Origin of the sequence: Ewingella sp. S1.OA.A_B6 (assembly GCF_049889095.1) — a bacterium.
GTDB lineage: Bacteria > Pseudomonadota > Gammaproteobacteria > Enterobacterales > Enterobacteriaceae > Ewingella.
Map to the genome: position 1 here is coordinate 1509629 of NZ_JBLJFK010000001.1, position 20758 is coordinate 1530386.

Here is a 20758-nt window from a genome sequence, read left to right on the forward strand (position 1 = left end):
GGCGAGGAAAGGCTCATAGCGATGTGGCAGCAATTTCCTGCATCACAATCTGCGCCAGCGTACTCGCCGTGTGGTCGAGCGTATTGGAACCCGCGCCAAATCTAAGATACAGGGGCGTCTGGCGCACCGTCTCCGCCGCCAGCGGCAACCGGCACAGCACGCCGTTCTCCAGCGCACGCCTTACCCTCTCAAGCGGCATCCAGCCGTAGCCTACGCCGACAGAGATTGCATCCACTGCGGCTTCAACCGTGGTAAACGTCCAACTGCTCGCGGCGTCCAGCCGTTGTTTTTCCCAGCGCTGCGCGTCACGGTCAGCAATAGTAATAAGAGGGAAACGTGCCAGATCGGCACCCGAAAGGTTTGCTGACAGCTGCAATAACGGATGTTTGCTGCTCGCAACCGGAATAAAATCCACGTCCAACAGCCAGTGGCCACTGAGGGTATTTTCCGGCGCCAGCGTGGTGATATAGACATCAGCCGCCCGCTCGGAAAGCTGGCGCGCATCTTCAGTTCGCAAAATCTCAGTGAGGTGTACCTGCGTTTGCGGAAATTGCTGCTGAAAAATCTTTAGCGCAGAAAACAGCTGACGCTTTGGAAAAACGCTGTCTACTACCAGGCTCAACTGCGTACGCCCTCCATCTTTCAACCCTGCAGCACGCTGCTCAAGCTGGATGAATGCCACAATAAGCGGTCGGACCTGCGCCAACAACGCCTGCCCCTGCTCAGTAAGCACCGCCCGACGGCCAACGATGTCCAACAACGGCAAACCAAGCCGTTCCTGCAAACTGCTCAGAGCGTAACTGACCGAAGACTGACTACGATGCAGATGCAACGCCGCCTGCGCATATCCTCCCTTCTCGATTACCGTCTGCAAAACGAACCATTGCTCAAGCGTGGTTTGCGGTACTGCCATCTGCCTCTCCCCAAAAGGTATATCTGTCAAATACGACCCAAACACATCTGAATTTTAGATGTGTTTCATCAAAAATAAGCGTTTTTTATTTAAAAAATGGAAGAGTAGGATCATTTCATCGACAGTAAATAGACACTTCAAGGATAAATACATGAGCAGCTTTGATAAACATGACCTGAGCGGTTTCGTTGGTAAACATCTGGTTTACACCTATGACAACGGTTGGAACTATGAAATTTATGTCAAAAATGCCACCACGCTCGACTACCGTATTCACAGCGGGCTGGTTGGAAACCGTTGGGTAAAAAACCAGTTGGCGTACATCGTGCGCGTCGGTCAGGATGTCTACAAAATATCCTGGACTGAACCTACCGGCACCGACGTTAGCCTGATCGCCAATCTGGCCGACAAGGTATTCCATGGCACTATCTTCTTCCCACGCTGGGTGATGAACAATCCAGAAAAAACCGTCTGCTTCCAGAACGACCACATTGATGAAATGAAGGCGCTGCGAGATGCAGGCCCGGCTTACCCGACAGAAGTCATCGACGAATTCGCCACCATCAGCTTTGTACGCGACTGTGGTGAAAACAACGAAGATGTTATCAACTGCGCGGCCAGCGAGTTGCCGAAAGATTTCCCGGCCGGTTTACGCTGAGACTCCCGGCTACATAGTTTGAAATGCATCTAAAAACGGCAGACGGGATCACGCGTAACGAACAGAATTTTACTCTATAGCGCCCGACTGCCGTTGCCTGAGCATAAGAAGCCCTCGGATATAATCGTAGCCCCAGTTATAAATCATGGTATAGGGCAGGAAAAATAGCACTAGCCCTATTTCAACAAAAAATGCGTTAATTAACGACAGATTAAGCAATACCATCACTACCGGTGTCAGCGTAACAATCAGGCCGATCTCAAATGCAACAGCGTGCAGCAGCCGCACCATGAAATTACGCTCGAACGCATAGTGCTTTTGCAACTCGTCGAAAATCTTATTAAAAATGTAGTTCCAGACCGTTGCCATCAACGCAGAAATCACCGATAGCATTCCAGACTGGAGTAGCGAAACCTTTAGAATATATGCAACAAACAACGTAATGAGAATATTGCCAATCAGCTCAAACAATACCGCATGAAAAATCCGCTCTCTGGTGCTTTTATTCAATTCAACCTGCATTACCGCTCCAATATTCCAGACTCTATATTTCAGTTCAGTTCCTGTCGGCACTGTTTAATCATCGCCATCAGCCGCTGTTCGATTGGCTTATCATTACGACCATAGAAAAAGTCAACGTCGGTTTGTTTACCTGAACGGGCCATATCTAACCAGGCCACCAACTCATCGTTCTGGTTCAGAAGATTAAATCGTCTACGGCCGCCGGGCAGAGATTCATCCTCTTCCAGACGCAAATGGTTCACCAGGGCAGCCGAATAGAGACACGTATATGTTTTTTCAACGTTAGCGGGGAACCAGGCTTCTTTTAACTGCGGGTGGCTCCCAACATGGCCCAGGTCAACGCAGCCGGCCAATAAACTCATCGCAGCAATAACAATCCATCGAGTTAGCATCAATTCCTACCTTATTCATTATTTGCGGTGCTGATGATAGCAGCGTTACGTCAACGATCCATAAACGAGTGAGCGCTACAGGGTATTACCTTGCGCCGCTGTATTAACAGTTCATAAACCAACACTTATTACTCATTTCAGCAAACTTCAATCTGATATTCTTAAACTGAAGGAAAAAAACTTATGGAAAAGAAAAATGAAAATACCTGTTTTATTATTGATGTCAGTATGTCTGGCTTCCTGCTCAGCAGGCGGGCAAAAATATCAGACTCAAATCGATACACCTACTGCTGAAAAAGTGAATGAGATTATTCACACTCGCGTCATCCCGGCAAAAAAACAAAAACACGGTCTTATCATTGAGTCAGTCTCATCAGCGTTCCTTGGCACACCATACCGTGCAGATTCACTTGTCGGCTCTCCAGATACCAAAGAAATCCTGGTTGCAAATTTTAATGACGTCGACTGTTTCACTCTGATTGACTATGTTGCAGCACTCTCTCGCGCAAGCGATCAGCAAACGTTTCTAAATCATCTGGTCAGAACGCGATATGTTAACGGCCATGTAGACTATCTTAGCAGAAAGCATTTTTTCTCTGATTGGTTCGCCACCTCGCCCAGAAATGCTGTCGATGTCACCAGAGATATCAGCCCCAATTACATCACCGTAAGAAAGGAACTGAACAGTAAACCCGGAGGTGGTGAATATATTCCAGGTCTCGGTATTATTCCACGCGTTATATATTATATTCCAGGTAATGCCATAAACGAAAAGGTGCTTGATAGGCTAGACACTGGAGATTTTATTGGTATATACACACCACTTGACGGGTTGGATGTTTCTCATGTTGGGATCGTCGTAAAGGAAGGCGGAAAAGTCTGGTTCAGAAATGCATCCTCGCTGTCAAAAAATAGGGAAGTAGTAGACTCACCGCTTATGGAATATATGAGTTCAAAACCAGGAATTGTCGTTCTCCGGGAAACGAGTAATTTGGTTAACCCTAGCTGATTGCGACAAGCGCTATCACCGACGACCTGATTAACGGCGTAAAGAGTGATCCTACAAATTGTAGCCCGCTAAAGGGATCGTGTGATAACCGCAACCGCACAAAATCACTGATAGTCTCATTGGGGGGCCGGCACAGTTACCTATTTTTTTGAAATCGGTTTCCGGCAAATAGGTTATATTAAACCCATATCAACACGCTATTTTAAAAGCACAGGGATCACTTACTTTTGTTCCGAGCTAACATCAATAAATCACATACCCGCATCATCCTTGCGGTGATCGCCTCTCTGCTGATCGTTGCGCTCGGTATTTTTTCTGTTTCCTGGCAAACGTCGCACGGTCTGAAAAATGACGCACATGAGCGCCTTAGTATGGCCGTAGAGCAAATTGATATGATGTTCAATAATGCTGAAAAAGCGGCAAAAGCCGTGGAACCCTTACTTGGGCAGCCCTGTAGTGAGAAAGTAGTATTGGAATTACGTCGCCAGACTGTGGTGATGCCGAACGTTCGAACCATCAATCTGGCGACGAACGGAGGAAAAGATATTTACTGTACGACGTTATTTGGCCCCAGCACTGGCATCGTTGACAATAATGAATACGTCGGCGGTCAACTTTTACTGATGAGTGGTAATGACGTTACGCCCGATCACCCGCTGATTGTCTACCGTGACCAGCAAGGTAAAAATAGTATCCTGGTTGGCGTTGACGGCTATTACCTGCACAATATTCTCAACCTGCTAAGCACCCACGTCGAGATAATGCTACAAGTTGGCGACCAATGGTTGGATACTCAGGGAGAAGTGCACGACGGTATTTACCGTAAAAACGGTGAAAAGATCCAGCACGCTTCTTCACATTACCCTTATCAGGTGATGTTATTTATTCAGCATACCAGCCACTGGCGTCAAGCCCTTTACTACTCGCCCATCAGCCTGTTTTTGTTCCCTCTGTTAGGTCTGTTCGTTGGTATCATGACCTACCTGGCACTGGGTCGTGTCGGTACGCCTTTGGCCATGATGAAAGCCGCCGTGGCAAACCATGAGTTCGTCCCCTACATTCAGCCAGTGGTCGACGGCACGACTCATCAGATGACCGGCGGTGAAATACTGATGCGCTGGCAACATCCGCAAATGGGTCTGATATCGCCCTATCAATTTATTCCGCTGGCCGAAGAGACGGGTTTAATTATCGACATGACCCGCCAACTGATGGCGCAAACCCGTGATATTTATGCCCCGCTGGCTGCACAACTGCCGGATGATTTTCATTTTGCGTTTAATATTTGCGCCAATCATTTTAAAGATTTAAGTCTCGTAGAAGATTGCAAAGCTTTTATTCATGCCTTCAAAATCAAACCCATCAAACTGGTGTTGGAACTGACTGAACGCGAACTGATTGTGCCAAGTCCTATTACCGATAACCTGTTCAAAGCCCTGCGGCGTCTGGGGGTGCTGGTTGCTCTGGATGACTTCGGCACCGGTCACTCCAGCCTGACCTATCTGCAGAAGTTTCACATCGACTTCCTGAAAATCGACCAAAGTTTTATTGCCCGTATCGGTACGGATTCCCTTTCGGGTCATATTGTTGATAACGTTATCGATCTGGCAAAACGCCTGGAGATGGTCATTGTGGCTGAAGGCATCGAGACTCAGACTCAAATCGACTACCTCGCGCCTTACCAGTTGGACTACCTGCAGGGTTATTTCTTCGGCAAACCGATGCCACTGGAAGAATTCAACCGCCAGTGGTTAGAACCTAAAAACTGAACGAGAAATGAGTTGAGTAAGCGCGAAAAGAGGGGGCCGCTTTCGGTGACCACCCCGGATTCTAAATAGGAGATGAGGGTAAAAATAATAACGGGTTATTAATGCGAAGTAATACCCAACTTCTTCATCCGGGACAGCAGCGTCGTGCGCTTTAACCCAAGACGTTGAGCCGCGCCACGTGGCCCAGCGACCACACCGTTGGTTTCTTTCAGCACCGCAATAATGCGCTCGCGTTCGTCGTCGTCACTGAGGTGCGCAACAGGTTGAGTCCTCGCCAGAGGCTCAACCACCGGCAGAGTACTCAGCGAATAGTTGAGTTCGGGAAGTTGCAGATCCAAAACAGTGCCACGCGTCAGCAGGACGGCGCGCTCAATGACATTTTCCAGTTCACGCACGTTGCCCGGCCAGGGCATCTGGCTTAGATGACGTAGGGTACTGGCAGGAATACTGTCAATGGTGCGCTTCATGCGTTTAGCGATTTTATAGGTCAGGAATTTCACCAGTTGCGGAATATCTTCAGGGCGTTCTCGCAGGGGCGGAATGACGATCGGGAAAACGTTCAGCCGGTAAAACAAGTCGCTGCGAAACTCTTTGTCGGCGACCATCTGCTGCAAATCGCGGTTAGTCGCGGCAATCATCCGCACGTTGACCGAAATCAGCTTGTTTCCACCCACCCGCTCAAACTCACGCTCTTGTAAGATCCGCAGCAGTTTGGGTTGTAGCTCAAGAGGAATTTCACCCACTTCATCGAGGAACAACGTACCCTTGTCTGCCAGTTCGAAGCGCCCCATGCGTTGCGCCGTTGCACCGGTAAATGAGCCTTTTTCATGGCCGAACAGGTCGCTTTCCATAAGTCCGGCAGGCATGGCGGCGCAGTTCATTTTCACCATGCGCTGATCGCGGCGATCGCCGAGGTTATGGATCGCGCGTGCGATCAGCTCTTTGCCAGTGCCGGTTTCACCTAAGATCAGCACTGAACAATCACTTTTCGCCACGATCTCCACCTGTTTCAGCACCGATGACATGCCAGGGCTGCGCCCAACGATGTCGCTAAAATCCGGGTTATTACTGTTGATCTCCTCGGTCAGATACAGATTCTCGTGTTGAAGCTTTTCCTTCAGACTTTTGATTTCCCGATAGGCCAGCGCGTTGTCGACCGCAATGGCAATACGCTCAGCAATTTGCTGTAACACCCGCAGATTAGCCGAATTGAAATTGTCCGGCTGGCACTGCGCCAACTTCAGCACACCCAGCGTTTTATGACCGAAGCGAAGCGGCAGGATACACAGCGTTTGTGTCTGGTCGCGCCATAATAGCTTGAGCAACGTGCTCTCCTCGCTTTCATCTTCTGCGGAAGGCCGTATATTGGTCAGCAACATCTCACCGCTTTTCATCACTTGTCGTTCCAACGAACCGTCCAGCATTATGCGTGATTGCTCCCGTTCGGCGACGTGTGTTTGCACGTAATGCGTGGCGTAGACGCTGGCTTGCTTACTGTCTTTATCGGCATCGCACAGCACAATGCTGATGGCGTTGATGTGAAAGAAATGATGAATCGTTTTAGCGATTTCTCCGGTCAACTCGTCGAGATCCAGCTTAGAAAGTACCGCGTTGGTGATATCCACCAGAATACTAAAATCATCGCGTTCGTGACGCAGCAAAGATTGCTGAAACAGCGCGCTTTCACGTAGTTGGATCTGTTCGACCGCAATGGCGGCCAGCATGCACAGTTCGTGCAAACCGGCTTTATCTTCATCGCTAAACGGATCTTCATGGTGACGGATAAATTCACAGCCGCCGAGCAGGCCGGAAGACGCCAGCAAAGGCACCAGACAATATCCCGTAAACGACGGATATAAATTCAGTGCCGCCAGTTGCGGGTAACGCAGATTCAGTGCTTCACTGCGCCAGATTTGCATTTTGGGGTTGTTCAGCAGGCTATGCACCGGCCCGGTCGCCAGCAGGGTTTCATCTTCATAATTGACCGGCTGATGATGCGGATCGATGCCGTAAAAACTGACGCGGTCGCTGTTGCTGTTGAACAGCACCAGCGTAACGGCTTCCGCGATACCCGCGCTCTGGACTACCTGCGTCAGGGTTTCCAGTAGCGATGTCATGGTCTGTTGCAGCAGCAACGTGCGCGTCAGTTCCAATAGTCCTTTATGTTTTGTGATACTCATTGTTGCACTCTGCATAGCGTTAGCTCTGGATACCCGTTTTTTAGTAAAAGAGGTTCTGTAACATAAGTTTTGGTAGCAAGAATTTTATCACCAGGGTAATAACCCAAATTCTACCTCTTTCATCGCAGACCACTCCCTGACGAGATCAACAAATGCGGGGTAAAGGCTCCGCATGCGGCAACATGAGCTGGCGAATAACGCCCAGCGCACCACGTAAACATACCTGCGGTTGTTCAGTCACCTCACCAATGATCACGGCATCGGCCCCCAGAGGATGTTGACGCAAGATTTTTAGCACAGCGTCTTCATCCTGGGCGGACACCACCGCAACCAGTTTGCCTTCGTTGGCAAAATTCAAAGGTTCCAGCCCCAGTAACTCGCAGATCCCCCGTACCGCCGGTTTCACCGGTAAAGCATTTTCGTCGATGCAAATTCCGAACCCGCTGGCTTCGCTGAACTCGTGCAGGACAGCATTCACCCCGCCGCGCGTCGCGTCGCGCAAAGCATGCACGCCGGAAAGCGCACGCAGCGGCGCAATCATCGGTGCCAGCACCGCGCAGTCACTTTTAACACCAAGCTCCATACCAAGCTGTTCGCGCAGATTAAGGATCGTCGCGCCGTGATCGCCGAGCGTACCGCTGACGATGACTTTGTCACCGGGTTGAATGGTTTTTGCCGCCCACCTCACTGCCGTCGGAATCACGCCGATCCCGGCGGTGTTAATAAAGATTTTGTCCGCCGCACCGCGCTGAACGACTTTGGTATCACCGGTCACAATGGCAATGCCCGCATCCCGCGAGGTCTGCGCCATCGCACTGACAATTTCCTGCAAGTCGTCAAGCGGTAAGCCCTCTTCAAGAATAAACCCACAGGAGAGATAGGCCGGTATTGCGCCACTGACCGCCAGATCGTTAGCCGTGCCGCACACCGCCAGTGTGCCGATGTTGCCGCCGGGGAAAAAAATCGGGTCGATGACATAACTGTCGGTGGTAAACGCCAGACGATCGCCCTGACGGCTGAGATCGGCCAAACTAAGCCGCGCGCCATCTTCGCGCTCGTTGAGCCACGGGTTGTCAAACGCGCAGAGAAACATCCGTTCGATCATCTGTTGCATGGCACGCCCGCCGCTGCCGTGCGCCATCGTGACCACTTGGTTACGATGGCTCATCCTGTCACCTTCTGTTTTTCTTGCTTTTGCACGTGTTGAGTTTCCTGATGCCGGTACTGATACCATGCCGCGCAGGCACCTTCGGACGACACCATCAGCGCACCGAAAGCGTTATGCGGCGTGCAACCTGTGCCAAACAGCGGGCACTGATGCGGCTTGCAACGACCTGTCAGTACTTCGCCACAGCGTGCGCGCGGATCGTCGGCAACCGACTGCGATTGCGGGCTGAAGCGTTGTTCAGCATCAAAGGCCGCGTAGGCGGTGGTCAGAGAAATACCTGAGTCTTCAATCAACCCAAGACCACGCCATTCGCTACTGCCGCAGAGCTGAAACACATCACGTATCGCGTCCTGTGCCAGCAGGTTACCCTCTTCCGGCACCACGCGACGGTACTGGTTTTCCGTTTTACACGATGCCTCGCAAACTTGTTCCACCAGCATCAGAACGCTTTGCAGCATATCCAGTGGTTCGAACCCGCTGATCACCAGCGGTTTACCAAACTGTTCATTAATGAAGTGGTACGGCGAAGTGCCGATCACCATGCTGACGTGGCCAGGCGCGAGAAAGGCGTCAATCCGCACGTCGTCCTGCTGTAGCAAACTACGCAACGTGGGAATCAGACTGATGTGCTGGCAGAACACGCTGAAGTTGGTAAGCCCCTCCCGGCGCGCCTGTTGCAGCGTGACGGCGGTCACCGGCAGCGTAGTTTCAAAACCGAGAGCGAAAAACACCACACTGCGCTGAGGATTTTCACGCGCCATTTTCAAGGCATCGAGTGGCGAATACACCACCCGCACATCCGCGCCACGTTCGCGCGCCTGTAACAGTGAACCCTGTTTGCCGGGCACGCGCAGCGCATCACCAAAGGTGCAGAAAATCACCTCCGGATGGGCAGCAATTTCACAACAGGCGTCGATACGCCCCATAGGTAAGACACAAACCGGACAACCCGGCCCGTGGATAAACTCCAGCTGCGGTGGCAGCAGTTTATCCAGCCCGAATTTGAAAATAGCGTGGGTATGACCCCCGCACACTTCCATAATCTGCATCGGTTTTTCTGCGGTATAGGGCAGCCCTGCCGCACGCTGATGCAACCGTTCAATCAGCGTCCTGGCGAGTTGGGGATCGCGAAATTCATCGACAAAACGCATTATTTTGTCTCTCCTTTGCCGAGGAACATCGCGACGTCGGCTTCCACTTCTGCCATCGCATGCAGCGCCGCCAGCGTTTCCCGGGCTTCCTGCTCATCGAGTTTGCTCAGCGCAAAACCAACGTGGATCAGTACCCAGCAGCCGATCAAGTCTGGCGAATTTCCCTCACAGACCAGCGCAATATTCACTTCCCGACGCATTCCGCATACCTCTGCCCAGGCGTGATCGGGCTGCTGTTCGTGCAGCGCCACGATTTGTCCCGGAATGCCTATGCACATCGTTGCTGCTCCAGCCACGCCAGCCACTGATCCATTCCCTCACCCGTCGTCGCTGACAGCGCGATCACGTCGATTTCCGGATTGACCTGACGTGCATTGGCAATGCAGATGTCGACGTTAAAAGTGACGTAGGGCAGCAGATCAATTTTATTGAGGATCATCAGTCGAGATGCGGCAAACATATGTGGGTATTTGAGCGGCTTGTCTTCGCCTTCGGTCACGGAAAGAACGGCGACTTTATGTCGCTCGCCGAGATCAAAACTGGCCGGACACACCAGATTGCCGACATTTTCGATAAACAGCAGGCTGTTATTTTTCGGTGCCAGCTGATGCACCGCATCGTGAACCATCTGTGCATCCAGATGACAACCTTTGCCGGTATTCACCTGAATCGCAGGAACGCCCGTCGCGCGGATACGATCGGCATCGTTGGTGGTTTGTTGATCGCCCTCCACCACGGCGCAATCGAGCTGTGACGCAAGACGGTTCAGCGTACTGGTCAGCAAGGTTGTTTTGCCCGAGCCGGGGCTGGAGACCAGATTTAGCGCCAGAATCGAGGCCGCGGCGAAATGCTCGCGGTTGTGAGCGGCGATATAATTATTTTTCGCCAGCACGTCCATTTCGATATCAATCAGGCGGCGAGCCGAAAACGGTAGGCCGTGCGCATGAGAATGTGGGGAAGCATCATGAGAATGTTGATGAGAATGTTTGCTGCTGACACCTTCAATCCGAAGTTCGCCACTGGCACAACCACAGGTACTGCACATAGTTTTCTCCTCAGGCAAATGAACGCCCGTTATTCAATTTCAATACGTTTAATTTTCATGCCATCGTCGGCAATGACCCGCACATTGCGGCCGCTACACTGCGGGCAAAGCAACACGCCGGGGCTGAGTAAGTGAATATCCTGTCGGCAATCGTGACACCAGCTTTCTGCGGCGGGCGTGTCAAGGTGCAGTTCGCAGCCTTCGGCCAGCGTTTGGCGACAGACCAGTTCAAAACAAAACCTCAGCGCTTCTGGCTCAACGCAGGAAAATGCGCCGACTTCCATCCACACCGCCGTAATTCGCCGGGCATTATTTTGCTGCCCAAACTCTTGCATTATTTCCACGGCATTCTGGCACAGTGTTATTTCGTGCATTATTACGGGTCCCTCCAGAGATCAATAAATGGGTTATTGCAATATTAATGCCAGAATCCAATGACTGATTAAAATCTGATTCAGCATGCTGGAAATAAAGTAGCGTGCCTGTTCCGTCATATTTGTCGAAACAACCTGCCATCGACATGGCAATATTTTCCTGCAGTGATGAACAAGATCACTTAAATAAATTTAATTCATTGATTTTAAATAATTTAATACATACATCTGGTAACTGGCACGCTTTATGCTGATAGAGCTTTATGCGCCGTATTTTCGTCGTCATCTGACATGTCGAAATGGCACCCATAAAGAACTCAACAACGGGTAACCACCATGAGCACTCTCAGCGAACTGACCACTAAAGCGGATTTCATTGCCAGTAAAAATAATCATCTGAAATCACAGTGGCACAGCTATAAAAACAGCTTAATCCAGGCAATAACCACATACAATAACAAGATAAATCATGAGTTTACCTGTAGTGAAGAACAGGATGTCCGTTTCATGTTGTTTAACCATTTTGCGGTCAGCGTTCATCTAAGCGACGACTTTTACAGTCAGGATATTATCTACAGTTTGAATATGGCACCCGCCAGCGAAGAGCCGATATTTAAAGACTTTGCCCGAGCAAAGCTGAGTGATGACGGGCTTCTCGACGGCGTTGTAGACATCCGCGACAAGAATGCTGTACAGGAACATTATCTGACTAAAATTTCCGCTATTTATCAGTGCCTGTTTGACTCTTTGTATAATAACCAGCCTATTCAGCCGCAATTAGAGAAATTACTTATGCAGGATTAAAACGACCCCTTAATTAATTTTTACGGCATGAAAAAAATAAGCGTTATCGCTGCTGAACTGCCGTTTGAACGTGGGATTAATTCCGACACAAATGTCGAAATGTCATTTTAAGTGCCGATTTCGTCATCTTTGACGAGGTTTACCCAAAATAATTCGAATTGCAGAAAGACGGCAAACGAAGGCATTGCGATGAGCTTACTCAGGTAAGTGATTCGTGTGACTGAGAGCAGCCAAGGCATCTGCGGCTCGAAGTATGAAGGGTCAAGAGAGGAGACTTCATGAGCCGAACTAACATCGCCATGAATCAATATGTGATAGCCAATGCGAAACTCTGCATCGGCTGCAATACCTGCATGGCCAGCTGCTCGCAGGAACATCAGCGCCACGGCTTACAGTCCGCCCCCCGTTTGCAGGTGATGCGTAACCGTCTCGATTCCGCGCCGGTGATGTGTCACCAGTGTGAAGATGCACCCTGCGCGCAGGTATGCCCGGTCAATGCGATCACTCGCGAGAACAACGCCATTCATCTGAATGAAAGTCTGTGCGTCAGTTGCAAGCTGTGCGGCATCGCCTGCCCGTTTGGCGCGATCACCTTTTCCGGCAGCACACCGCTGGATATCCCGCGCGACTGTAATACTCCGAAAGCCCTGCCCGCACCGCAGGCGCCCAGAGCCATCAGCCCATTTCTTGACTGTATTCCCGGCATCCGTGCCGTGGCGGTGAAATGCGATTTGTGCAGCTTCAGTCCTGAAGGCCCCGCGTGTATTACTACCTGCCCGACGCAGGCCATTACGCTGGTGACCGCCGCGCGGGCAGAAGACGTCAGTCAGCAGAAACGCCTGAACGCCATGAATGTTTTCCCCGCCGATCTCCCTGTCGAACTGACAACCTTCACCGCACCTCAAGCGGAGACGAAATAATGACGACTATGTTCGTTTTTACCCCGGTGTCACTGCTTACCCTGGCGCTGGCTCTCTGGCTGCTGAGCGGTGCGGTGAGCTGGCTGGTGGCTGCTTTCGCCCGTCTGAGCAGCCTGATTTCCGGCGCAGGAGGCATGCTGGCCTGTCTGGTGACGATAATTGCCGCTTTCCAGATACTCCAGGATGGTCCTGTACACATCATCCCCTTGCCGGCGCTCCATTACTCCGCTGAATTCAGTCCGCTGAACGGCTTGCTGCTGCTGGCGATGTCAGTGCCGGCGCTACTTTGCAGCCTGTACGCCTGCGCATGGCTCAGGGGTGTGGATCAGCGCAAACGCGCGCGCACCGGCCTGTTGTGTAACCTGCTAATGGCCGCGCTGACAGCGGCGGCAATATCAGCCAGCGCCGTTGAACTGATCCTGATGATGGAGCTGGCGGCGCTATGCGCCTACTTCCTGATTGTGCAGAGCGACGATGCAAAAAGCCGTCGCGCCGGTTTGAACCAGTTCTTATCTGGCCGTCTCGGCACGACCTGCCTGATTCTGGCCTTTGCCCTGCTGCATCACACCAGCGGGAGTGTGAATTTTGAGGTGCTGCGTCATACCGAATTTACGGCAGGTGTGAAGTCAGTCGCCTTTCTGCTGGCACTGACCGGTTTCGGGCTCTACGCCGGAATGATTCCGCTGCATGGCTGGGTGCCGCAGTCTCACTCCAGCGCACCGGCTCATGCCGCCGCGCTGTTCTCTGGCGCATTGATGAAAGTCGCCATTATTGGCATCGTGAAAATCGGTCTGGATCTGCTCGGCGCACCGCCACTCTGGTGGGGGGTTGTGGTTCTGCTCCTGGCGATGCTGACCGCGTTTATTGGTGGGCTTTATGCGCTGATGGAGCACGATATCCGCCGTCTGCTGGCCTATCACACGCTGGAAAACGTCGGAATTATTCTGCTTGGCGTTGGCGGTGCGATGGTTGGCGTGGCGCTGGATCTGCCGGTGCTGGCCTCCCTCGCGCTGCTGGCAGGATTGTTCCATCTTTTCAACCACGGGCTGTTCAAAACCTCGCTATTCCTCGGTGCCGGTGAAATCGAAATGCAGACCGGTATTAAGGATATGGAAAAACTCGGCGGGATTGCGCGCCTGATGCCCTGGACCGCCGTGGCGATGCTGATTGCGCTGATGTCGATGGCGGCACTGCCGCCGCTGAACGGTTTTGCCAGCGAATGGCTGTTGTATCAGTCGTTGTTCCAGCTCAGCAGCAGTCAGGTATTTATTGCGCGTCTGCTTGGGCCGCTGCTGGCGGTCGGTTTGGCACTGACCGGAGCGCTGGCGCTGATGTGTATTAGCAAAGTGTTCGGGGTCACTTTTCTCGGTGCACCGCGCAGCCCAGCCGCTGCGAACGCCGCACCGGCACCGCTGGCGATGACGCTAGGCAGCCTGCTGCTGGCGCTGCTGTGCGTGATTTGTGGCATCGCATCACCGTGGATCATTCCGCATTTCTCCGCCGTTGCCGCCTCGGTGCTTGCTTCTACGTTGAACCTGCCGGTCATGCCGTTTGCACAACACGGCATCGTGTTTTCCACCACCTCTGCCGTGTCTGCGCCAATGATTGCCCTGCTGCTGCTGGCGATGCCGTTACTGCCGTGGCTGATAGCCAGCCTGTTGCGCGCAAGCCGCCCGCCAAACCGCCTGCGCGGTGACGCCTGGGCCTGCGGCTACGGACATTCTGCGGACATGGTGGTGACCGCCACCGGTTTCGCCCAGCCGCTGCGCATCATGTTTGCGCCGCTGTACCGGCTGCGTGTCTGGGCCACCCCTGCCGCGCTGGTTGCCGCCCTGCATCAGGGCTGGTTGGGGGTATTCTGCCGTCGTCTGGCTTTCATCGAACTGGCCGTGCTGCTGGTTGTGGCTTTTGCCTGAGGAACTGAACATGAATTTCCCCGTTTTTTATGAAGAGCTGCTGGTCAGTTCACTGTGGCCACTGGCGCTGATTCAGGCACTGGCACTGCTGGCCATTGCGCCGCTGTTTGCCGGCTTCAGCCGCGTGATGCGCGCCCGTATGCACAACCGACAGGGACCGGGCGTGTTACAGGAATATCGCGACATCGCCAAATTATTAACGCGTCAGAGCGTGGCTCCGGCAGCGTCCGGCAAAGCCTTTCGCAGTATGCCTTATCTGCTGACCGGCGGATTACTGGTGATCGCTACCGCCCTGCCGATGGTCACCCTAGCGTCGCCGATGGGCGCAGCCGGTGATCTGATCACCGTCATTTATCTGTTCGCCGTGGTGCGTTTCGTGTTTGTCATCGCCGGTCTGGATACCGGCAGTCCGTTCACCGGCATCGGTGCCAGCCGCGAAGCGGTGCTCGGTGTGCTGGTTGAGCCTATTTTGCTGCTCGGTCTGTGGGTGGCGGCGCTGGTTGCCGGTTCGACCTCACTTGGCGCGATTTCCACCCGCGTGCTGCACTGGCCCGTGTCGTCTTCCTTAACGTTAATTCTGGCAGGTCTGGCCTGCGCCTTCGCCACCTATATCGAGATGGGCAAGCTGCCGTTTGATATGGCAGAAGCCGAACAGGAGTTGCAGGAAGGCCCGCTGACCGAATATTCCGGTGCCGCGCTGGGCGTGCTGAAAATGGGTATAAGCCTGAAGCAGTTGGTGGTGTTGCAGTTGTTCCTCGGCCTGTTTTTCCCGTTCGGGCTGGCGGAGCACATCACCCCGCTGACGTTACTGACCGCCGTGGTGCTGTGCCTGCTGAAACTGCTGATTGCCGTTTTCCTGGTGGCATTGATCGAAAATAGCGTCGCCCGTCTGCGCTTTCTTAAAACGTCCCGCACCACCTGGGCAGGCTTCGGGCTGGCGTTTCTGGCGCTGGTTTCCTGGTGGGTCGCAGGCTGACCTGACATTTTTCTTGTCCCGCTGCGGTGGGAAGAGGCTTTGTAATGAGTGATTTAAATACCGCGTTAAACCAAAATCCGGTCGGTAAACATTATCTGGCGGCGCTGGTGAAGCAGTTCCCGTCAGCGATTTTAGGCAGCGAATGGCAGACCGACACGCAGGCGACGGTGACTATCAAACTGAACGCCCTGCCGGAAGTGGTCGAGTGGCTGTATTACCAGCAGGGAGGCTGGCTGTCAGTGGTATTTGGCAATGATGAGCGCACGCTGTGCGGCAACTACGCGCTGTATTACGTGCTGTCGATGGAACAAGGCGTGAAGTGCTGGATCACCGTGCGCGCCGACGTGGATCCCGTTTCGCTGGAATTCCCTTCGGTCACGCCGCGCGTGCCGGCGGCAGTCTGGGGCGAACGCGAAGTCCGCGACATGTACGGTCTGCGCCCAGTGGGGTTGCCGGATGAGCGCCGCTTGGTGCTGCCCGATGACTGGCCTGACGATTTGTATCCGCTGCGCAAGGATTCAATGGATTACCGTCAGCGCCCTGCGCCGACTACCGACGAGGAGACCTATCCGTTTATTTCCGAGGCCAAAGAAGGCAGCAAAATTGTGCCGATTGGCCCGCTGCACGTCACGTCTGACGAGCCCGGACACTTCCGTCTGTTCGTCGACGGCGAAGACATTATCGACGCAGATTACCGCCTGTTTTACGTGCATCGTGGCATGGAAAAACTGGCTGAAACGCGCATGGGTTATAACGAAGTGACGTTCTTGTCGGATCGCGTCTGCGGCATCTGCGGCTTTACCCACAGCGTGGCCTACACCTCATCGGTAGAAAATGCGATGGGGATTGTGGTACCGGAACGTGCGCAGATGATCCGCTCGATTCTGTTGGAAGTAGAACGCCTGCACAGCCACCTGCTGAACCTTGGGCTGGCCTGCCATTTCGTTGGGTTTGACTCCGGCTTTATGCAGTTTTTCCGCGTACGTGAGCAGTCCATGAAAATGGCCGAAATTCTCACCGGCGCGCGTAAAACCTACGGTATGAATCTGATTGGCGGTATGCGTCGCGACATCCTGAAAGATGACATGATCGCAACGATTGCGCTGGCGGGCAGCATGCGCCGTGACCTGCATGAGTTGGTGGATATTCTGCTCAGCACGCCGAATACCGAACAGCGCAGCGTTGGTGTCGGTATTCTCGACCCGCAGGTGGCACGCGATTTCAGCAACGTTGGTCCCATGGTGCGCGGCAGTGGCCATCGCCGCGACATGCGCCAGGATCATCCTTACGCCGGGTACGCCAGGTTACCGTTCGAGCTTTACAGCGAAACCGGTAACGACGTTTATTCCCGCCTGAAAGTACGCATCCACGAAGTTTTTAACTCATTGAATATGATTGAGTTCGGCCTGCAAAGCTTGCCAGGCGGCCCGCTGGCGGTAGAAGGCTTTACTTATATTCCGCACCGCTTCGCGCTGGGCTTTGCCGAAGCACCACGCGGCGACGACATTCACTGGAGCATGACCGGCGATAACCAGAAGCTGTTCCGCTGGCGCTGCCGTGCAGCAACCTACGCCAACTGGCCGACGCTGCGCTATATGCTGCGCGGCAATACCGTGTCCGACGCACCGCTGATCATCGGCAGCCTCGATCCTTGTTATTCCTGCACCGATCGCATGACGGTGGTCGATGTGCGGAAGAAAACGACCATCGTAGTGCCCTACAAAGAGATCGAACGTTACGGCATTGAACGTAAAAATTCACCGCTTTAAGGAACCGCTCATCATGCTGAAACTGATTAAGAAAGTGCTAAAAACCGGCACGGCAACGGTGGCCTATCCGTTCAAACCGCTGGATCTGGCACCTAACTTTCGCGGCAAACCGCACTATACGGCGCAGCAGTGCATCGCCTGCGGGGCCTGCGCCAACGCCTGTCCCTCCAACGCACTGACCATGACCACGGCGGAAGACGGCGAAAGTCTCCGCTGGTCGCTGTTTTTAGGTCGCTGCATTTTCTGCGCCCGCTGCGAAGAAGTCTGTCCGACGGCGGCAATTAAACTCTCGCAAGAGTTCGAACTGGCCGTGTGGCGCAAAGAAGACCTGTACGAAACCGCCGATTTTCCCGTCTGCCATTGCCGTGAATGCGGTAAACCTTACGCCGTACAAAAGGAAATCGATTTCGCGCTCAGCCTGTTGCAGGAAAACGGCGCGCTGAGCGAGCGTCAGGTGACCGACCGCCGGGCACAGTATGAAACCTGTCCGACATGCAAAAAAATGCACTGCCTTGCATCCACCGACCGTATTGATATCGGCCGTCATATGTCCACGGAGACACAGCTATGAGCCAGACGCTGATCGGCCCGCGTGACGAAAATGGCTTGCCGGTACCCGTCACTATTGACGAAAGCATTGCCAAACTGAAATCCACCCTGCTCACTAGCATCCGCCGTTCCGCCTATGTCTACCGCGTAGACTGCGGCGGCTGCAACGGTTGTGAAATTGAGATTTTCGCCGCAATTTCACCGCTGTTCGATGCCGAACGCTTTGGTATTAAAGTCGTGCCGTCGCCGCGTCACGCCGACATTTTGCTGTTCACCGGTGCCGTCACCCGTGCCATGCGCGTGCCCGCGCTGCGTGCCTGGGATTCTGCACCGGATCCGAAAATTTGCATTTCCTACGGTGCCTGCGGCAACAGCGGCGGTATCTTCCACGACCTTTACTGCGTATGGGGCGGCACCGACAAAATCGTTCCGGTTGATGTGTATATTCCGGGTTGCCCGCCGACCCCTGCCGCCACGATTTACGGCTTCGCGATGGCGCTCGGCCTGCTGGATCAAAAAATCAAAGGTCAGCAGCACGATGAAGCGGCAGCGGTTCCGGCGGCGTTACTGCACCCCGAGCTGCCACAGCCGCTGCGTGTCTTGCTCGATCGCGAAGCGCGCCGCATGGCCGGTTATCGCTATGGCCGCCAGATTGCCGACCAATTTATGCAGTTGGTCGCCGCACCCGGCCTGCAACCGGTCGAACAGCGCGTGTCGGCGTATCTCGACGAGCAAGGGGATATGCGGCTCAACGAAATTGTCGGCAACCTGCAACAGATTTATCAGCAGGTGCTGCGCGGGGAGGTGCATCTGTGATGGCTTCCGCTAACGACCAGCGTTATGCCCGGCATCAGAAGCCAGCGGGCAGCGCGTACGATAAGAATAAAGTGATTTTCTATTCGCTGAGCAGCAAGTTTGTCGACGAGAAAAGCGCGCAGAAACGCAGCTCACAACAAGTAAAGGAGGTGATTTATTACAGTCTGGCGATCGGCCATCACCTTGGGGTGATCGACTGCCTGAAATCCCGCCTCGAATGCCCGCTCAACGCCTACCGGCAGTGGGTTGACTGCCTGCCGGAAAATAGCGTTGCACATCGGAAATTGGCCGGTGTACAACGCTTTGGCGAAATAAATATCGACAGCAGCCACACGCATTGTCTGGCGCTGGCGCTGCGCGACGCCCGTGAACATATGAACGCGGAGCAACAGGGTTGGAGCGACACGCTTATCGCCCTGCTCCAGCAAATCGAAAACGACCCCGCCATGTACCTGATGGTCAGGAGATACGATGCCTGATACCCCTTCCCGCTACGCCCTGTTGTGCGTCGGTAACAGCATGATGGGTGACGACGGTGCCGGCCCGAGGCTGGCAGAACTGTGCGCAGAACAACCGCTGACCGGTTGGACGGTGGTTGACGGCGGTGCCGCACCGGAAAACGACATCGGTTTTTTGCGCCAACTGCGGCCGGAACATCTGGTGATTGTCGATGCCACCGATATGGGCCTGACACCCGGAGAGATGCGCATTATCGACGAAAATGACATCGGTGAGATGTTCATGATGACCACCCATAATTTGCCGCTCACGTTCCTGATCCAGCAACTACGTGAAGACATCCCGCAAATCACGTTTGTCGGTATCCAGCCGGATGTCGTGGCGTTTTACTACCCGATGAGCCCGGTGGTGGAACAGGCGGTTTGCCATTTACATCAGATTTTACCTTTGCTTGAAACCGGGCTGGGTATTGCTCTTTTTGATGCGGACATAGCCTGACAACGGCTTTCGACACAACTGTCGAAGCGGTGACGACACGGACATGACGTCAGCGATGAATTTCGTCACTGCGAAAAAATATCAAGCTAACCATTTGAATATAAATACTAAAAATAAATAACCAGAACTGGCACGTTTTATGTATAGCCAGTAGCTGACAACGTTTAAAACTGAACACAGAGATCCCCCAACGTCATTGACGTTGCAGGAAGGCGGCAAGCGAAAGCGTCCCGATGAGCTGACATGAATCAGTTATTCGGGCGAGTGAGTACAGCCAGCACACCTGCGGCGTCAAGGACGAAGGGGATTTGGAGAGTTAAGTATGAACCGGTTTATTATCGCCGACCCCAAAAAATGTATCGGCTGTCGTACCTGTGAAATTGCCTGCGTGATGGCACACAGTGAATCGCAGGATATTTCACTGCTCAATGCCGCCACTTTCGCGCCGCGCTTGCATGTGATCAAAGGCGTCAATCTTAGCACCGCCGTAATGTGCCGCCAGTGTGAAGATGCGCCCTGCGCCAACGTTTGTCCGAACGGTGCTATTAGCCGCGTCGGCGACCGCGTGCAGGTCATGCAGGAACGCTGCATCGGCTGCAAAACCTGCGTCGTTGCCTGCCCTTACGGCGCAATGGAAGTCGTCACCAAACCAATTTTCCGCCAGAACGGCGCGGCCATGACTGCCACCTCTGACAAAGCCGAAGCGCATAAATGCGACCTGTGCCACACCCGTGCCGGCGGCCCGGCCTGTATGGAAATCTGCCCGACCAAGGCGCTGTTCGCCATTGACCGTAATCACTTACAGGAAATGAACGCAGAAAAACGCCGCCGCGCTGCGCTCGATAGCACCTCACCCCTGCTGTTTTAACC

Annotated in this window: 22 protein-coding genes; 13 read left to right on the forward strand and 9 right to left on the reverse strand. The window is 53.4% G+C overall.

Annotated elements, in window-relative coordinates; genetic code table 11:
* Window positions 1-13: 13 nt before the first annotated feature.
* On the reverse strand, window positions 14-913 hold the full coding sequence (locus tag ACMV8I_RS07170; protein WP_498864477.1) for a LysR family transcriptional regulator: 900 nt from the start codon (window positions 911-913) through the stop codon (window positions 14-16).
* A 151-nt stretch (window positions 914-1064) separates the two neighbouring features.
* Here ACMV8I_RS07170 and ACMV8I_RS07175 point away from each other — a divergent pair, with 151 nt between their 5' ends.
* Entirely contained in the window at window positions 1065-1571 is a 507-nt protein-coding gene (locus tag ACMV8I_RS07175; protein WP_498864478.1) for a phenolic acid decarboxylase, read from the forward strand.
* Between the two features lie 69 nt (window positions 1572-1640).
* On the opposite strand, the gene ACMV8I_RS07180 is transcribed toward ACMV8I_RS07175, so the two are convergent.
* Window positions 1641-2144, reverse strand: coding sequence for a PACE efflux transporter (locus ACMV8I_RS07180; RefSeq protein ID WP_498864479.1), 504 nt, complete (start codon window positions 2142-2144; stop codon window positions 1641-1643).
* Window positions 2123-2485, reverse strand: a complete 363-nt coding sequence (locus tag ACMV8I_RS07185) for a hypothetical protein (RefSeq protein WP_498864480.1) — start codon at window positions 2483-2485, stop codon at window positions 2123-2125. Before ACMV8I_RS07185 ends, ACMV8I_RS07180 begins: the two co-directional genes overlap by 22 nt.
* 196 nt (window positions 2486-2681) lie before the next feature.
* On the opposite strand from ACMV8I_RS07185, the gene ACMV8I_RS07190 reads away from it, so the two are divergent.
* Together ACMV8I_RS07190 and ACMV8I_RS07195 are read left to right on the forward strand one after the other, a co-directional pair.
* Window positions 2682-3494 (forward strand): DUF1460 domain-containing protein, encoded by an 813-nt coding sequence (locus ACMV8I_RS07190; protein ID WP_498864481.1) that lies wholly within the window; start codon window positions 2682-2684, stop codon window positions 3492-3494.
* A gap of 227 nt (window positions 3495-3721) precedes the next feature.
* Complete coding sequence (locus tag ACMV8I_RS07195) at window positions 3722-5263, forward strand: EAL domain-containing protein (protein WP_498864482.1); 1542 nt, start codon at window positions 3722-3724, stop codon at window positions 5261-5263.
* Between the two features lie 98 nt (window positions 5264-5361).
* Here the strand turns inward: ACMV8I_RS07195 and flhA are convergent, their stop codons facing one another.
* The 6 genes from flhA to hypA all read right to left on the reverse strand — a co-directional run bounded on the left by flhA (window position 5362) and on the right by hypA (window position 11181).
* Window positions 5362-7443 carry a formate hydrogenlyase transcriptional activator FlhA gene (flhA, locus tag ACMV8I_RS07200; RefSeq protein ID WP_498864483.1) on the reverse strand — a complete coding sequence of 694 codons (2082 nt, stop codon included), beginning with the start codon at window positions 7441-7443 and terminating at the stop codon, window positions 5362-5364.
* Window positions 7444-7588: 145 nt separating this feature from the next.
* Window positions 7589-8611, reverse strand: coding sequence for a hydrogenase expression/formation protein HypE (gene hypE, locus ACMV8I_RS07205; protein ID WP_498864484.1), 1023 nt, complete (start codon window positions 8609-8611; stop codon window positions 7589-7591).
* Window positions 8608-9762, reverse strand: a complete 1155-nt coding sequence (gene hypD / locus ACMV8I_RS07210; protein WP_498864485.1) for a hydrogenase formation protein HypD — start codon at window positions 9760-9762, stop codon at window positions 8608-8610. The genes hypE and hypD overlap by 4 nt, the downstream gene beginning before the upstream one ends.
* Window positions 9762-10040, reverse strand: coding sequence for a HypC/HybG/HupF family hydrogenase formation chaperone (gene hypC / locus ACMV8I_RS07215; protein ID WP_498864486.1), 279 nt, complete (start codon window positions 10038-10040; stop codon window positions 9762-9764). The genes hypD and hypC overlap by 1 nt, the downstream gene beginning before the upstream one ends.
* Window positions 10031-10807, reverse strand: coding sequence for a hydrogenase nickel incorporation protein HypB (gene hypB / locus ACMV8I_RS07220; protein ID WP_498864487.1), 777 nt, complete (start codon window positions 10805-10807; stop codon window positions 10031-10033). The genes hypC and hypB overlap by 10 nt, the downstream gene beginning before the upstream one ends.
* A gap of 29 nt (window positions 10808-10836) precedes the next feature.
* Window positions 10837-11181, reverse strand: a complete 345-nt coding sequence (gene hypA / locus ACMV8I_RS07225; RefSeq protein WP_498864488.1) for a hydrogenase maturation nickel metallochaperone HypA — start codon at window positions 11179-11181, stop codon at window positions 10837-10839.
* Window positions 11182-11517: 336 nt separating this feature from the next.
* Between hypA and hycA the strand changes: the two genes are divergently transcribed.
* From hycA to hydN, 10 genes are all read left to right on the forward strand, one after another.
* Window positions 11518-11985, forward strand: coding sequence for a formate hydrogenlyase regulator HycA (hycA, locus tag ACMV8I_RS07230; RefSeq protein WP_498864489.1), 468 nt, complete (start codon window positions 11518-11520; stop codon window positions 11983-11985).
* A 299-nt stretch (window positions 11986-12284) separates the two neighbouring features.
* Window positions 12285-12905, forward strand: coding sequence for a 4Fe-4S dicluster domain-containing protein (locus tag ACMV8I_RS07235; RefSeq protein WP_498864753.1), 621 nt, complete (start codon window positions 12285-12287; stop codon window positions 12903-12905).
* Complete coding sequence (locus ACMV8I_RS07240) at window positions 12905-14821, forward strand: proton-conducting transporter transmembrane domain-containing protein (RefSeq protein ID WP_498864490.1); 1917 nt, start codon at window positions 12905-12907, stop codon at window positions 14819-14821. The genes ACMV8I_RS07235 and ACMV8I_RS07240 overlap by 1 nt, the downstream gene beginning before the upstream one ends.
* A gap of 10 nt (window positions 14822-14831) precedes the next feature.
* Window positions 14832-15797, forward strand: coding sequence for a respiratory chain complex I subunit 1 family protein (locus ACMV8I_RS07245; RefSeq protein ID WP_498864491.1), 966 nt, complete (start codon window positions 14832-14834; stop codon window positions 15795-15797).
* 44 nt (window positions 15798-15841) lie between these two features.
* The gene (locus tag ACMV8I_RS07250; RefSeq protein ID WP_498864492.1) at window positions 15842-17566 is read left to right on the forward strand and encodes a hydrogenase large subunit; all 1725 of its coding nucleotides are present in this window, start codon (window positions 15842-15844) and stop codon (window positions 17564-17566) included.
* Between the two features lie 13 nt (window positions 17567-17579).
* Window positions 17580-18137: a formate hydrogenlyase complex iron-sulfur subunit gene (locus ACMV8I_RS07255; RefSeq protein ID WP_498864493.1), complete on the forward strand. Its 558-nt coding sequence runs from the start codon at window positions 17580-17582 to the stop codon at window positions 18135-18137.
* Window positions 18134-18931, forward strand: a complete 798-nt coding sequence (locus ACMV8I_RS07260; RefSeq protein ID WP_498864494.1) for an NADH-quinone oxidoreductase subunit B family protein — start codon at window positions 18134-18136, stop codon at window positions 18929-18931. The genes ACMV8I_RS07255 and ACMV8I_RS07260 overlap by 4 nt, the downstream gene beginning before the upstream one ends.
* A complete protein-coding gene (locus tag ACMV8I_RS07265; RefSeq protein ID WP_498864495.1) occupies window positions 18931-19410 on the forward strand; it encodes a formate hydrogenlyase maturation HycH family protein in 480 nt (159 codons plus the stop codon). The genes ACMV8I_RS07260 and ACMV8I_RS07265 overlap by 1 nt, the downstream gene beginning before the upstream one ends.
* Complete coding sequence (gene hycI / locus ACMV8I_RS07270) at window positions 19403-19888, forward strand: hydrogenase maturation peptidase HycI (RefSeq protein WP_498864496.1); 486 nt, start codon at window positions 19403-19405, stop codon at window positions 19886-19888. The genes ACMV8I_RS07265 and hycI overlap by 8 nt, the downstream gene beginning before the upstream one ends.
* Window positions 19889-20210: 322 nt before the next feature.
* Entirely contained in the window at window positions 20211-20756 is a 546-nt protein-coding gene (gene hydN, locus ACMV8I_RS07275; protein ID WP_498864497.1) for an electron transport protein HydN, read from the forward strand.
* The last annotated feature ends 2 nt before the right edge of the window (window positions 20757-20758 follow it).